At 70.2% G+C, this 14,200-nt stretch carries 13 protein-coding genes, 2 tRNA genes and 2 pseudogenes; 10 read left to right on the top strand and 7 right to left on the bottom strand.

From position 1 onward, the window contains the following. Positions 1-125: 125 nt before the first annotated feature. The 3 genes from ACKTSN_RS24710 to ACKTSN_RS24700 form a co-directional block, all read right to left on the bottom strand. A tRNA-Met gene (locus tag ACKTSN_RS24710) sits at positions 126-199 on the bottom strand. Between the two features lie 75 nt (positions 200-274). Further along, the gene (locus tag ACKTSN_RS24705) at positions 275-910 is read right to left on the bottom strand and encodes a GTP cyclohydrolase II (RefSeq protein ID WP_385264396.1); all 636 of its coding nucleotides are present in this window, start codon (positions 908-910) and stop codon (positions 275-277) included. 122 nt (positions 911-1,032) lie between these two features. Further along, positions 1,033-1,545 (bottom strand): MarR family winged helix-turn-helix transcriptional regulator, encoded by a 513-nt coding sequence (locus ACKTSN_RS24700; protein ID WP_409471105.1) that lies wholly within the window; start codon positions 1,543-1,545, stop codon positions 1,033-1,035. 83 nt (positions 1,546-1,628) lie between these two features. Between ACKTSN_RS24700 and ACKTSN_RS24695 the strand changes: the two genes are divergently transcribed. Continuing rightward, a complete protein-coding gene (locus tag ACKTSN_RS24695; RefSeq protein ID WP_409471104.1) occupies positions 1,629-2,759 on the top strand; it encodes a dihydrofolate reductase family protein in 1,131 nt (376 codons plus the stop codon). 142 nt (positions 2,760-2,901) lie between these two features. Here ACKTSN_RS24695 and ACKTSN_RS24690 read toward each other — a convergent pair. Further along, positions 2,902-3,978: pseudogene (locus ACKTSN_RS24690) on the bottom strand (hypothetical protein). Between the two features lie 247 nt (positions 3,979-4,225). Here ACKTSN_RS24690 and ACKTSN_RS24685 point away from each other — a divergent pair. Next, positions 4,226-5,719, top strand: a pseudogene (locus ACKTSN_RS24685) (PP2C family protein-serine/threonine phosphatase); the annotation flags it as partial. Next, the gene (locus tag ACKTSN_RS24680; RefSeq protein ID WP_409471103.1) at positions 5,719-6,195 is read left to right on the top strand and encodes an ATP-binding protein; all 477 of its coding nucleotides are present in this window, start codon (positions 5,719-5,721) and stop codon (positions 6,193-6,195) included. The pseudogene ACKTSN_RS24685 and the gene ACKTSN_RS24680, both read left to right, overlap by 1 nt. On the opposite strand, the gene ACKTSN_RS24675 is transcribed toward ACKTSN_RS24680, so the two are convergent. Continuing rightward, positions 6,170-6,355, bottom strand: coding sequence for a hypothetical protein (locus tag ACKTSN_RS24675; RefSeq protein ID WP_409471102.1), 186 nt, complete (start codon positions 6,353-6,355; stop codon positions 6,170-6,172). The two genes, ACKTSN_RS24680 and ACKTSN_RS24675, sit on opposite strands and share 26 nt — an antisense overlap. Positions 6,356-6,581: 226 nt before the next feature. On the opposite strand from ACKTSN_RS24675, the gene ACKTSN_RS24670 reads away from it, so the two are divergent. From ACKTSN_RS24670 to ACKTSN_RS24640, 7 genes are all read left to right on the top strand, one after another. Further along, positions 6,582-7,787: a cytochrome P450 gene (locus tag ACKTSN_RS24670; protein ID WP_409474911.1), complete on the top strand. Its 1,206-nt coding sequence runs from the start codon at positions 6,582-6,584 to the stop codon at positions 7,785-7,787. A gap of 114 nt (positions 7,788-7,901) precedes the next feature. Beyond that, the gene (locus tag ACKTSN_RS24665) at positions 7,902-8,966 is read left to right on the top strand and encodes a type III polyketide synthase (RefSeq protein ID WP_409471101.1); all 1,065 of its coding nucleotides are present in this window, start codon (positions 7,902-7,904) and stop codon (positions 8,964-8,966) included. Positions 8,967-9,158: 192 nt separating this feature from the next. Next, the gene (locus tag ACKTSN_RS24660; protein WP_409471100.1) at positions 9,159-10,391 is read left to right on the top strand and encodes a helix-turn-helix domain-containing protein; all 1,233 of its coding nucleotides are present in this window, start codon (positions 9,159-9,161) and stop codon (positions 10,389-10,391) included. Between the two features lie 105 nt (positions 10,392-10,496). Next, complete coding sequence (locus ACKTSN_RS24655; RefSeq protein ID WP_409471099.1) at positions 10,497-10,739, top strand: hypothetical protein; 243 nt, start codon at positions 10,497-10,499, stop codon at positions 10,737-10,739. Continuing rightward, the gene (locus ACKTSN_RS24650) at positions 10,736-11,077 is read left to right on the top strand and encodes a hypothetical protein (RefSeq protein ID WP_409471098.1); all 342 of its coding nucleotides are present in this window, start codon (positions 10,736-10,738) and stop codon (positions 11,075-11,077) included. The genes ACKTSN_RS24655 and ACKTSN_RS24650 overlap by 4 nt, the downstream gene beginning before the upstream one ends. Before the next feature lie 363 nt (positions 11,078-11,440). Continuing rightward, complete coding sequence (locus tag ACKTSN_RS24645) at positions 11,441-11,959, top strand: hypothetical protein (RefSeq protein WP_409471097.1); 519 nt, start codon at positions 11,441-11,443, stop codon at positions 11,957-11,959. A gap of 16 nt (positions 11,960-11,975) precedes the next feature. Beyond that, positions 11,976-12,104, top strand: a complete 129-nt coding sequence (locus tag ACKTSN_RS24640; protein WP_409471096.1) for a hypothetical protein — start codon at positions 11,976-11,978, stop codon at positions 12,102-12,104. Positions 12,105-12,463: 359 nt separating this feature from the next. Here the strand turns inward: ACKTSN_RS24640 and ACKTSN_RS24635 are convergent. Together ACKTSN_RS24635 and ACKTSN_RS24630 are read right to left on the bottom strand one after the other, a co-directional pair. Next, a tRNA-Lys gene (locus tag ACKTSN_RS24635) sits at positions 12,464-12,536 on the bottom strand. A gap of 100 nt (positions 12,537-12,636) precedes the next feature. Continuing rightward, positions 12,637-14,175 carry an amino acid permease gene (locus ACKTSN_RS24630; protein ID WP_409471095.1) on the bottom strand — a complete coding sequence of 513 codons (1,539 nt, stop codon included), beginning with the start codon at positions 14,173-14,175 and terminating at the stop codon, positions 12,637-12,639. Between the last annotated feature and the right edge of the window lie 25 nt (positions 14,176-14,200).

Raw genomic sequence — 14,200 nt, 5'->3', positions numbered from 1 at the left:
TTCCGGAGCGGGGGCGGGGGGCGAGCCGGATGGACCGACCGGATGACATGCCGGTAACCCTCGGTCATGTCCGGTAACGCCTGAGGCCGGAATCCATGAACTGGATTCCGGCCTCAGACCTTCAGTAGCGGGGACAGGATTTGAACCTGCGACCTCTGGGTTATGAGCCCAGCGAGCTACCGAGCTGCTCCACCCCGCGTCGGTATGACACCAGTGTACGCCATCCGCGGGGCCGGTCGCGCCAGGGTTTGTGTCCGCCCGGCGACCCTCCCGCTCAGCCCGCGTTCAGCTCCGTCAGCTGACCGAGCGGCAGGGTGTGCTGCGTCTGCAGGACCTTGGCGCGCAGGTAGCGGACGTTGTGGGCGGTGGTGAAGACGCCCGTCGGGATACGGTCGCGGACCGTGAGGCCCAGCGTGCGCAGCTGGTCGGCCTTGTCGGGGTTGTTGGACAGCAGGTCCAGGTCCGTGACGGACAGGGCCTGGAGCATCTGGGCCGCCGACGTGTAGTCGCGGGCGTCCTCCGGGAGGCCGAGGGCGGTGTTCGCCTCGTAGGTGTCCAGGCCCTGGTCCTGGAGGGCGTAGGCGTCGAGCTTGTTGTAGAGGCCGATGCCGCGGCCCTCCTGGCGGAGGTAGAGCAGGACGCCGCCGCGGGCCGCGATGCGCTCGACCGCCTCGCGCAGCTGGGGGCCGCAGTCGCAGCGGGCGGAGCCGAAGACGTCGCCGGTCAGGCACTCGGAGTGCAGCCGGACCAGGGGCACGGGCCCGGGGTCGCCGAGGACGACGGCCACGTGTTCCTGGCCGTCGGTCAGGCCGTGGAAGGTGACCAGTTCGGCGTCGACGCTGTAGCCGTCGTGGAAGCGCAGCGGTACCCGGACGCGGGCGCGCGGCGTGGCGGCGGGGAAGTCGGGCATGCGGGCCTCCGATACCGTACCAGCTGCTTCAGTTTTGAAGCAGCCTCTCGATCAGGGACCCTACCCATGCTTGAAGTTTGAAGCAACGCGGATGAGGTGGGGCCGGCGATGTGTGACGCGGCTCACGAACAGGGCGACGAACGGCGCAGCCAGGGGACATCGGTGGGCGCACTCTGCGGGTCGTCACCCTGGAGGGCCCGGGTCACGCCCGTGAAGATCTCCTCCAGCTGACCCACCTGCTGCGGGGTGAGGTGGTCGAAGAGCAGGGCACGTACCGTCTCGACATGACCCGGCGCCGCACGCTCCAGGACCGCCATCCCCTCGTCCGTCAGGGCGGCGACGCTGCCCCGCTTGTCCCACTGGCATTCCTCCCGCCGCACCAGGCCGTCCTTCTCCAGCCGGGTCACCGCGTATGTCAGCCGGCTGCGGGTGATCTTCAGCCGTTCCGCGAGGTCGGTCATGCGCAGCCGGCGCTCGTCGGTCTCGGAGAGGTTGGCCAGGATGGAGTAGTACAGATGCGGCATGCCGGCCTCCTGCTGGAGCTGCCGGTCGAGCGCATCCTCCACGAGGTGGGCGGCCGCGATGTACGCGCGCCAGGCGCGCTGCTCCTCGGGGGTGAGCCAGCGAGTCGTCATACGACCAGTGTAGGTTTGCTTAAAACTTGAACCAAGCCCCGCCGTCTCCGGCCGTCCCGGCCGTTTCCCAGATGGGTGCGCCGATGCCCCTCCCCCACGTCCTGCTGTCCGCCGCCGTCTCCCTCGACGGCTACCTGGACGACACCGGCCCCGAGCGCCTCCTGCTCTCCAGCCCCGCCGACTTCGACCGGGTCGACGAGGTACGGGCATCCGTCGACGCCATCCTGGTCGGCGCCGGCACGATCCGCGCCGACAACCCCCGGCTGCTGGTCAACTCGCCCGAGCGGCGTGCCGCCCGCGTGGCCGCCGGGAAGCCGGAGTATCCGCTGAAGGTCACGGTCAGCGGCTCGGGAGACCTGGACCCGGCCGCCAAGTTCTGGCACACGGGCGGGGAGAAGATCGTCTACACGACGACGGAGGGCGCCCGGCGGCTCCGGGCGGCGGACCTCGCCGCGGACGTCGTGGCGCTCGGACCCGGCCTCGACTGGCGGGCGCTGCTCGAGCATCTGCACGACGTACGGGGAGTGCGGCGGCTCATGGTCGAAGGGGGCGGGACCGTCCACACCCAGCTGCTGCGGGACGGCCTCGCGGACGAACTGCACCTCGTCCTCGCCCCGCTGTTCGTCGGGGACCCGGACGCGCCCCGGCTCTTCGGGCCCGGCCCGTATCAGGGCGGGCGGCTGCGCCTGGTGGAGACGCGGGCCATCGGTGACGTCGTTCTCATGCGCTACGAGCCCACCGCACCGGGCGTCGGCGGGCTGCCGTCGGCTGCCGACCGGCACTGGCTGGCGCTCGCCTGTGAACTGGCCGCGCAGTGCCCCCCGTCGAAGACCGCGTTCAGCGTGGGGGCCGTGGTGGTCGCGGACGACGGCACCGAGCTCGCGCGGGGGTACTCGCGGGAGGCCGGGGATCCGGTCGTGCACGCGGAGGAAGCCGCGCTGGCGAAGATCGACCCCGGCGATCCGAGGCTGGCCGGTGCGACGGTGTACAGCAGCCTGGAGCCCTGCGTGCGCCGGGCCTCACGGCCGCGGCCGTGTGCGCGGTTGATCCTCGACGCCGGGGTGCGGCGGGTGGTGACGGCCTGGCGGGAGCCGGACACGTTCGTCGCCGGGGCCGACGGGAGCGGGGCGCTGGCCCGGGCGGGCGTGGATGTGGTGGTGCTGCCGGAGTACGAGGGGGCGGCGATGACTCCGAACGGGCACTTGCTGGGCTGACCGGCTGTGGGGGTGCGGGTACCGGGCAGGCGCGGTGTCGGCGCGCCAGGACGACGAAGACCAGGATGGAGACGATCTTGGCCACCGTCACGATCCGGCTGATCGCCGCGGGCCTGACACGGATCAGCAGGAAGAACCGTTCCTAGAGACTGAGCGGGAGTGGGTCCTGCTGCCAGGGCCCGTGCTCAGCCGAACGCCCCGAACGGTGTTGGGCGTTCTGGTTCCCCGCGTTCGCTCCGCACCCGGCGCGCACGGATCGTGTCCGTGGTCCGGGAATGCGGGGGCGGGGTCCCTCACGCCCAGGGACCTCCGGTCGGGCCTGGACGGTCCGATGCCCCGCACGATCGCTCCGGTCGTGTGGGGCGGTGCCGTCCTCCCCCAGTGTCTTAAGGGCCTGGGAGGTACCCCCAGCCGGATCGGGTGTCCCTGGGCGCGCCTGCCGATCGCCACGGCGGCCGCGTCGTGGCGGGTGGTGGTGCGGTTCTTGCTGGTGAGGGGCTTGTGCCAGTGCTGGGCGCCCCACTTCGAGGTGTACGCGGGGTCGACCGCGATGATCGCGATGCCGGTGGCGTCGGCCATCGAGGACAGCCGGGCGCGCAGCCTGCTGGTGGGCATGCCGGAGATGAGCTGTCGGAACCGCTTCTTGCGGCCGTGCTTCTCGCGGGTCTTCTCCGCCGCGAAGTCCAAGATCCTCGATGGCGATCGCGGCCACACCGCAGCCCTTGGCCCAGTGCAGCAGCCGGGTCAGGGCGTGCCGGACCTGGGCATCGCGGTGGCCGGCGGTGCCGGACAGGTCGTAGGAGAACCGCCGGGAGCGGTAGCCGCCCGGCGCGCTCTTCGATCCCTTCTGCCCGACCGGCTGCGCCAGCCGGTGCGCGATCGTGGCAATCCCGGCCTCCAGAGTGCGGATGTGAGCCGACTGGCAGCGGCGGGCGAGCGCCCACTGGTCGTGCGACGCCTTGGTGATCGCCCCGGCCCAGCGCGCCGACGAGAGCGGGGTCAGCTCACGCTTACGCGTTGCCCACCGGTCGGTGGAGTGCTCCAGACCGTCCGCGCACCGCGCCTTGAGGTCCCGCGAGGCGAGCGAACCCAGATGCGCGCCGACCAGCGCAAGAACCGTCTCGTCCTGCGCGGTGAGGTGCTTGATCCGGGTACGGATCGCCACCCCGGACGGGCCGGACACAACGAACGGCTCGGCGACCTTGCGCAGCCCGCTCATCCCCACCCCCGGCCCGGCTCCGCCCCGACGATCTCCTCCCCCACCCAACGAAGCCCGACCGCAGAGGTCACGCATTCGACGTCAGGATTTCCGTTCGCCCCACGGCGCTCTGGCGGACACGCGCGTCACGCCAAGCACACTCCCGCTCACCAGAACGCGCTTCACCGAGGCGCCCTCCTCGGTGAGCACCTTCCGGATGCGGAGGCCCAGCCGGTGTCGGATCGTGGAGGCGAGGTGGTGAGAGCGCGTGTCGGACTTCCAAGACCCGGAATCGCCCGCTCCGCTGCCCTCTGCCACCTGGTACGTCCTGGACGAGGACCTGCGGGTGCGGTGGACCAGTGCGGCGTACGACGAGCAGGCGGGCGAGGTCGAGCGGGAACTGCGGAAGGCGCTGGGCGACTCGTCACCGCTTCTGCTGGAGCATGCGTACCACCGGGCCGACGGGTCGCCCTCCGGCCGGACGTACAGCCTGTCCGCGCACCGTCTCGACGGTCTCGACGACCTCGGCGCAGGCTTCCGCGGCCTGGTCGTGGCCGTGCAGGACGTCACCGAGCGCGACCGGACGCGGCGGCGGGAGGTGGCGTCGGCCGCGGTCCGGGCGGCCGTCGGGCGGAGCCTCGATGTCACGGTCACCTGCCGACAGTGCGCTCAGGCCCTGGTGCCGGGGTTCGCCGACATCGCGGTGGTGGACGTCGTGGACGACGTCCTGCGCGGGGAGGAGCCACCTCCCGCCCCGCTGGGGCGCGGCGTCCCGCTCCGGTGCGCGGCCGCATGCGGGGCGGACACCACGCCACCCCGGCCGGAGGGGGAGGTGCGCAGCACGCCCTACCGCACACCGCAGGCGCGCTGCCTGTCCGATCTCCTGTCCCGGCTCGCCGACCTGAGCGACGCCACCGAATGGCTGGCCGCCGACCCCGCGCAGGCCCTGATGATCGAGACATTCGGCGCCCGCAGTCTGCTCACCGTTCCGCTGACGCTGCAGGGTGCGGTGCTCGGGCTGGTCAGCCTGTACCGCCTGCACGGATCCGATCCGTACGACGAGCGGGACGTCACCGTCGCCACCGACCTCGCCTCGCACGCCGCGCTCAGCCTGGACAACGCCCGCCGCTACGAGCGCGATCACACCATCGCGTCGACCGTGCAGCGCCGGCTGCTGCCCCATCGGGTGCCGAGCCCGCCGGCCCTGGAGACCGCCCATGTGCACGTGCCGGGCAGCAGCAGCGGATGCTGGTTCGACGCCATCGCCCTGCCCGGTGCGCGCACCGCACTGGTCGTCGGCGACGTGGTGGGCCACGGCATCGAAACCGCCGCCACGATGGGGCAGTTGCGCATGGCCATCAACGCCCTCGCCGTCCTCGACCTGGATCCGGACGAGTTGCTGGCCCGCCTCGACGACACCGTCACCCGGCTGGCCGCGGAGCGCACCGCGCACCAGGAGCCCGTCACGGCCGACTGCCTGTACGGCGTCTACGACCCGTTCGCGCGCACGTGCACGCTCGCGCGCGCCGGAAGCCTGTCACCCCTGGTCGTACACCCCGACGGCCACACCTTCCTTCCCGACCTGCCGGAGGGTCCGCCCCTGGGCGCGGGCGAGCCCGTCCCGTTCGCCGCCACCACGGTCCCGCTCGACGAGGGCAGCGTTCTCGCCTTCCGCACCGGGGCCTTCGGGTCGGAGGGCGCCGACGCGTCCGACCCCGTACGCCGGGCCGTGGCGCATCCCGACCGCCCGCTCAGGGATCTGTGCGACGCGGCGGTCTACGCTCTCCCCGCGGGCGGCGATGCCGACGGTGCCGTACTCCTGCTCGCCCGCACGGGGCCCTCCCGACCGACCACGCCGCCGCCGTGGAACTGCCCCACGACCCGACGAGCCCGGCGCGGGCCCGGAGCTTCACACGCGACCACCTGGCGGCCTGGCACGTCGACGGGGCCACCTCCTACGCGGCCGAACTCATCGTCAGCGAACTGCTCACCAACGCCGTCCGCTACGGCACACCCCCCGTACGCCTTCGCCTCATCCGAACCGACACCCTGACCTGCGAAGTCCACGACACCGGCGCCGCAGCACCACACCTACGCCACGCCCGCACGGTCGACGAGGGCGGCCGGGGCCTGTACATCGTCTCCCAGCTCGCCGCCCGGTGGGGGACCCGCTACACCCCGACCGGAAAGATCCTCTGGACCGAACAACCACTCACGGCGACGGGCGTGGGGTGGTGAGCTCGGTGGGTCCGTCGGTCGCGGCGTCGGAGTAACGGCGGGGCCCCGTGGGGGTGCGCGGGGCGATCCTGCGCGCGGCGCCGCGCAGTTGCGGCGAAGCCGGCGGGCGGCTCCCGGTGGAGATGCCGCACGACTGCGCCATCGCGTCGACGCCCGCCAAGTCACCATGGTGGAACTCACGGGGACTCAGCCGAATCCGCGGGTCGACCCGCACGTTCTCGTGACGCTCAGCGCAGCCGTCCGCGGCCCGCGATGTGCGGCCATGGCATGCCCAGGATGCCGGGGCGGGCAGCGGCGCGTGTAACTCCACTGGCGATCGGGTACTAATGCCGTGTTCAGCCCAAATGTTGCGGTTTGCCCTCTATGTCCCACACATGGAGCTGCATATGAAACACGGCTCGAACGTACGGCACTGTCCCTTCGAATTCGCCGAAGCCCTCGAATTCGATCCGCAGCTCAAGCAGCTGCTGACCGAGGAGCCTGTCGCCCGGATCCGCCTTCCGCACGGGGAGGAGGAAGCCTGGCTCGTCACCCGCTACGAGGACGTGCAGACGGTGACCACCGACCGGCGTTTCAGCCGGAATGCCATCATCGGCCGGGACTTCCCGCGGATGACCCCGGAGCCCATCGTTCAGGACGAAGCGATCAACTTGATGGACCCACCGGCCAGCAGCCGTCTGCGCAGCCTGATTTCCAAGGGGTTCGCACCGCGCCACATGGCGCACATGCGGATTCGCACCCAGCACGTGGTGGACCAACTGCTGGATGGGATGACGGAATACGGCCCGCCTGCCGACCTTGTCGAGCACCTCGCGAATCCCCTGCCCCTGACCACGATTTGCGAGGTCCTCGACATCCCCGAGGCCGACCGGTCGCAACTGCGTGCGCACGCGCGGACCATGATGGACATCGGCGTCGACAACCGGGACAAGGCCGTACGAGCCAAAGCCGACCTCCGTGCGTACTTCGCCACGCTGACCGCGCACCGGCGCCAGAATCCCGGGGACGACCTGATCAGCGCCCTGGCGACCGCCCGGGACGGGGACGAGATCCTCGACGACCGGGAACTGACCGTCATGGCGATGGTCCTGCTCATCACCGGCCAGGACACGACCACGTACGAGATCGCGAACATCGCCTACACGCTGCTCACTCGACCCGATGAGCTGGCCGTGCTGCGCGCCCGCCCGGAGATGCTCCCGCAAGCGATCAACGAGCTGTTGCGATTCATCCCCTTCCGTAAGGGAGTCGGCATTCCCCGCGTCGCGACCGAAGACGTGGAACTGAGCGGAGTGACCATCCGCGCAGGGGACATCGTGCACGTGTCCTACCTGACGGCCAACCGGGACGGCCGGAAGTTCGACCGGCCTGACGAGCTGGACCTGGAACGGTCCGGTCCGCAGCACATGACCTTCGGCTGGGGCGGGCACCACTGTCTCGGCGCCCCGCTCGCCGCCACGGAACTCGAGGTGGCATTCGGATCGCTTCTTCAACGCCTTCCCGAAATGCGGCTGGCGAAAGCGGCCGAAGAAGTGCGCTGGAACACAACGTCGATCTGGCGTTATCCCCTCGCACTGCCCGTCACCTGGTAGCGAGGTAATGCCGCCCCCGTCCCCGCGCGTGGAATTTCCCTTCCACGACAGGTCGTAGAACCTCACCCCGTGCAGAACCGCACCGTATGGATCCAGTCCGCGAGGAGGAGATTCATGGCTGTTCTCTGCAAACCGGCAATCGCGGTCCCCGAGTACGTCATCACCAACGACGAAACCCTCGAACTGGCTCGCAGGCTGCACAGCGACCATCCGCAACTCGACCTCGTCCTCGACCTGATCGCCCACACCGGGGTGCGGAAACGCCACCTCATACAGCCAATAGAAAGGGTGCTGCAGCACCCTGGCTTCGACGAACGCAGTGTCATCTATGAGGCCGAAACCAAGGCTCGCGTCCCCGCCGTGGTGACCCAGGCACTCGGTCACGCCGAACTCGAGCCGGAGCAGATCGACTTGATGATCTACGTCTCCTGCACCGGCTTCATGATGCCGCCGCCAACGGCCTGGCTCATGAAAACGATGGGCTTCCGGCCACAGACGCGGCAGCTGCCGATCGCCCAACTCGGTTGCGCCGCGGGCGGTGCGGCCGTCAACCGGGCCCACGACTTCTGCACGGCGTACCCCGACGCCAATGTGCTCATCGTCGCCTGCGAATTCTGCTCGCTGTGCTACCAGCCCACTGATGTCGGTGTGGGGTCGCTCCTGTCCAACGGCCTGTTCGGTGACGGTATCGCCGCCGCCGTGGTCCGGGGCAACGGCGGCACCGGAATCCGTCTGGAAGGCAACGGCTCGTACGTCATCCCGAACACCGAGAGCTGGATCTCCTACGCCGTCCGCTCCACCGGCTTCCACTTCCAGCTCGACAAGCGTGTGCCCGGCACCATGGAGCCCCTCGCCCCGGCCTTGAGCGCGCTCGCGGAAGAGCACGAGTGGAACGCCGGCAAGCTGGACTTCTACATCATCCACGCGGGTGGACCGCGCATTCTGGATGACCTCAGCCGCTTCCTCGACGTGCCCCCCGAAGCGTTCCGCTTCAGCCGTGCCACGCTCACGGAATACGGCAACATCGCGAGCGCGGTGGTGCTCGACGCCACGGCGCGCATGTTCGACGAGGCATCGGCCTTCGACGGCGACCGCGGCCTGATGGCCGGCTTCGGGCCCGGCATCACTGCCGAGATCGGGCTGGGCACCTGGACTTCGGGCCCTGACGCAGTGGAGTGAGCTCACCCCTGTCAACAACACCGCGGTCGGCCGGATCGAAACGTGTTCGGAACCATCGCCCTCTTCGCCCGCTGAACAGCGAACGCCCCCTGCGTTGCCACACGGCAATGCAGGGGGCGTTTCGTCATGCCCGTGGCCATTGACGGCCGCCGTACCCTGGCCCCAACGGCACCGGCACCCGAGGGGGCACGCGTGGATCTCTCAGCGGAACTCGGCGTCGGCGAACGGATCAGGGTCCTACGGGAGTCCCGCGGAATGTCCCGGGCTGCCCTCGCCCAGCTCTGCGGCCGTGGCGTCGACTGGCTGAAGAAGATCGAGGCGGGCGACCGCGAACTGCGCAGTCACGAGCTGCTGTTGCGACTGGCCGCCGCCCTCCAGGTGCACGATCTGTCCGTCATCACTGGCAACGACGACGGCCCAGCGAGCACAGTGCCGCTCGGCAGGCTCAACCACCCGGGCATGCCGGCCATCTGGGCCGCTGTCATGCAACGCACCCTCGCCACGCGCAGCTCGGACGCTCCGAGGGATCCGTCGATCCTCCAGGGCCGTGTGGACCAGACCTGGCGCCAATGGCACACGTCGCCCCACAACCGAACCGAGGTCGGCGCCCAGCTACCGGAACTGATCCGGGACGCCGAGGCGACCGTGCGCACGCTCGACGGCGACGAACGGCGGGCCGCCCTCGTCGCCCTGTCCGACGTCTACCGGCTCACCGGACAGGCCACCGCCTACGTCGCCCCAGCCGAGATGGCATGGGTCGTCGCCGACCGCGCCCTGTCCGCCGCGCAAGACGCCGATGCGCCGTCGGCCATCGCCGCAGCGGCCTGGAACATGGGCAACATCCTGCGCGAGACGGCGTACCCCGAGGAAGCGCTGCGCGTCGTCCTGGAAGCCGCCGACCTGATCCGCCCCCACCTCGACGACGCACCCGAGGACTGGCGCGGCATCTACGGCGCACTCCAGCTGCACGCCGCCGTCACCGCCGCCCGCGAGGGCCGTGAGGGCGACGCCTGGCGGTACTGGGACAAGGGCGACCAGGTCGCGAAGTCCCTGCCCGCCAGCTACGTACACCCGAGCACGGTCTTCGGACGGGCGAACGTGGACTTCCACGCCATCTCCGTCGCGACCGACCTGCGCAAGTCCGCGAAAGCCCTGGGCCTGGCCGACGACATCGACCCCGACACCATGCCCTCCGGCGAGCGCCGCGCCCGCCTGTGGGTGGAGGTTGCTCGCGGGCACCTCCAGCGCGGCGACCGCACGGCCGCCCTGCACGTCATGCAGATGGCGCACCGGATCAGCGCCGAGACCGTCTCGTACACGCCGTCCGCGCGGTATGTCGCCGCGGACCTGTGGCGCAATGCCCCACGCGCCATGCGCACGGAGGCCGGCCAGCTCGCCGAGAAGGTAGGCGTCGCAACGGGCTGACCAGGGGGACAGTCTGGGACAGGGGGACAATCTGTCCCCCTTCTCTCTTGCCCACGCCCCTACGGTGACGCTCCGCACTCAGTCACCTACCGAACGGGGCACGACATGGAGTTACTGCCTGCCCGCTTGCACGCCTCCACCCGCCGCCACGAGGCGCTCACCACCGTCAGCGCCACCGGCGAGGTCCGCGTGCCACTCGCGCTGTACGCGGTCGACGAGTTGCGCGGTACAGCCGACCTGGTCATGTCCCGCGCCGAGGCACAGCGGCTCTTCACCCAGCTCGCCGAGGCGCTCGGCTTCGTGTACCAGATGCCGACGCCGACACGCGGGTTGGAGGCCGTGCGATGAACACCACCAGCACGCCGGCTGCCAGTGCACTCGCCGAACCGCCTCTCCCCAGCCTCAACGGTCTGTCAGAGCAGCAGATCCGCGGCACAACGTGTGTGTGGGACGGCATCGCCCTCACCCCGGAGACAGCCGTCGACCTCGGCCCGCGAAAGACGAGGCGCCTCGACGGCGAATGCCAGTGGTTCCCCCGGGCGTGCCGAACGTGCGTCGGCCAGCAGGCCATGCGCGTCCTTTTCGATCACACAGAGGGCTGTGAGCAGTGCAGGCGCACCGAAAAGGACAGCGCCTGCGACACCGGCCGCGCCCTGCTCCGCCTGTCGATCCGAAAGGGACGCTGATCGCGGCCGGTGTCGCAACACCCCAGGCCTCGCTACCGACGAGTGCGGGCTGGAGCGCAGTCAGGGACGAACCGATGACGTGGCACCCGGAGCTCCCGGCCGCCACGGAGCTGACCCGCGCGCAGTACTCGGGATGGGCCTGCTGCTGGTGCAGCGCATCACTGATGAGTGGCGGTGTCAGCGCCGGGATCGCACAGGGCAAGTCCGGCGCCCATGTCCTCGACGTGGAGGTGTACGAGTGCGGGCCGCGCTGCCCACAACGCCCATGCCCCGCTACACGGGCTCCCGCCGGCCGGTGGATCCGGCAAGAACTCCCGGCCCGGGCGGGCCATCCCCATCCGCAACGAGCGATGGAGATCACCCATGAGCGTACCTCCCAACCCCGGCCCTGACCCGGACCCCAAGCCCGGCCCAGTGCCCGCGATCCCGCGGCTCCTCATCACCGACCAGCAGTTCTCCAGCTGCCGCGGCACCGTCCTGGACGCCAACCCGGACATGCCCGAGGAGATGGCCGGCCGCGTCGTCGAGGAGGCGCTGAAGTTCGTGACGGCCTGCGCGAAGAACCCCACCACGGGGCTGGCCCTCTCCCGCATCGTCGACGAGAGATGGCACGCACTGATCCTGCACACCGTCTTGTACGCGGAGCTGTGCGAGAGCCTCGGCAGCTTCGTCCACCACTACCCCGGCTACGACCCGACGCACTACGACCCGCCGATCCTGAACCGGACCCGCGAGAAGATCACGGAACTCGGCTGGGATGCGGATCCTGAGCTGTGGGGGCCGCCCTCTGACGAAACGCTCGTGTCTGTGGCGGCGAAGTGCCAGCACGCGCCCGAGTGCACGATCCGTCCCATGCCGAAGCCCCAGCCGCCCGTAGGCTGACGGCTGGAGGTGTCGCATGGCTGAGTGGATCGACCCGCGGTACGCGGAGCTGGTGGCGGCGTGGAAGCGCGCGCATCAGCCCGACTCCCGCGATCCGCAGCAGGAGCGGCCTGTGCGGGGTTTCGTCACCCCGCCCAAGCCCTGACGGTAATTACTAGTGCCGCGGCAGGCAACGTTCGCCCCGTCGCGACGCCCGGCACGCCCTCTCGCCGCACCGGCCGAAAGCCCAAGTACGTCCAGTACGAGGACTTCCGGCCGGCACGCCGAGAGCACGCACCGGACGCCGCTCCTTGACGGGCAAACGTTGCCTGCCGCGGCACTAGGTCTGGGCTCAAGCCCTGACCGAACCCGCGGCCCCTACCGGCGTCCCCCGTCGCTGGCCAGGGCCGCTTCATGTCCTGATCGTCTGCCCTTCGGGCCAGCAGCGGGCCAGCTAACGATCTCCAACGCCCCGCAAACACCTCGAGCCCCAGTCCAGACACGGTCTGAACTGGGGCTCTCCGGTAGGCCGTGTGGGACTCGAACCCACAACCAATGGATTAAAAGTCCACTGCTCTGCCAATTGAGCTAACGGCCCAGGCGATGTTGCCTCCCCGAGCATAGCCGGACGAGGCCGTGTCGCCGATCGGGTATCCGGGACACGGCCTCGTCGGGGCGCGGACAGGCGACCACGGGCGTTACGGATCAACGGGGTCGGGCGCCCCGGAACGCGACGCCTCACGGGCCATTGTGCGTTCATGGGCGGGGTTCAGGAACCAGTGCCGTGCCGACGCCAGCCACCACGTCGCGGCGAAGCCCAGGACGACGAGGACGGCGACGGGGGCGTAGTTGAACGTCTCCCAGGTGACCGGGGAGACCTGCGGCAACATGAACAGGACCGTGATCACGCCGACCCAGCCGACCGCCACGACTCCGACCGCCGTCGACCACCGGCCCAGATGCCACGGCCCCCGCTCGAACGCCGCCCCCTTTCGCAGTCGCAGCAGTGTCGGGACGACGTACGCGATGTACAGGCCGATCACGGCGATCGACGTCACCGCCGCGTACGCCGTGACATTGATCAGGTACGGCAGGCCGAGGACGAGCGCGCCCAGGGCCGCCAGCCACACCGCCGCGACCGGCGTCCGCGTGCGCGGGCTCACCGTGTGCCACACGCGCGAGAACGGCAGCGCGCCGTCGCGCGAGAAGGCGTAGATCATGCGGCTGTTGGCCGTCACCGACGCCATCCCGCAGAACAACTGCGCGCCGATCACCACCAGCAGGAACAGCTTGCCGGCGGTCGCGCCGAGCGCGTCGAGCAGGATCTGCGCGGGCGGCGCACCGGTCGGCGAGGTGCGGGCGCCGTCGTACGACTGGATGGCGAAGGTGAAGCCCAGCAGCAGCACGAAACCGGCTATCCAGGAGGTCCAGATGGAGCGGACGATGCCCTTCGGGCCCGCCGTGGACGCGTCGTGGGTCTCTTCCGTCATGTGGGCGGAGGCGTCGTAGCCGGTGAAGGTGTACTGGGCCATCAGCAGACCCAGCAGCACCACGTACGCCCCACTGCCCCAGCCCGTGTGGTTGACGAACTCGCCGAAGACGAAGGACGGCGACTGGTGCTCGTCCGGTACGAAGGTCAACGCGCCGACGATCAACGCGACGCCCAGCACGTGCCACCACACGCTGACGCTGTTGAGGAGAGCGACGATCCGTACGCCGAAGGTGTTCAGCAGGCCGTGCAGGATCAGGATGCCGGCGAAGAGCAGGATCGTCCGGCCGGGGGTGACCTCCCAGCCGAACTCCAGGTTCAGGTACGCGCCCAGGAAGGACGCCGCCCCGAAGTCGATGCCGGCCGTCACCGCCACCTGGCCGAGCACGTTGAACCAGCCCGTGAACCACGCCCACGCGGCGGCCGACCGCGCGGGCGCCAGCCGGTGGGCCCAGAAGTACAGGCCCGCGGAGGTCGGGTAGGCGGAACAGATCTCGGCCATCGACAGGCCGACGAACAGTGTCATCAGGCCGACGGCGACCCAGCCCCAGGTGATCACCGCCGGGCCGCCCGTGTTCATGCCGAACAGGTACAGGGTCAGGCAGCCGGAGAGGACCGAGATGATCGTGAAGGAGACGGCGTAGTTGGCGAACCCCGACATCCGGCGGGCGAGGACCTGCTGGTAGCCGAGTTGGGCCAGCCGCTCCTCGTCCGAGGGCGGCGCACTGCGTATGGCGTCATCTGTCATGCCCCCAGCGATTCCCTCACCAGGG

Source organism: Streptomyces flavusporus, assembly GCF_046267975.1.
In the GTDB taxonomy this organism is placed as follows: Bacteria; Actinomycetota; Actinomycetes; order Streptomycetales; family Streptomycetaceae; genus Streptomyces; species Streptomyces flavusporus.
This window is presented reverse-complemented; position numbering and strand designations above follow the sequence as displayed.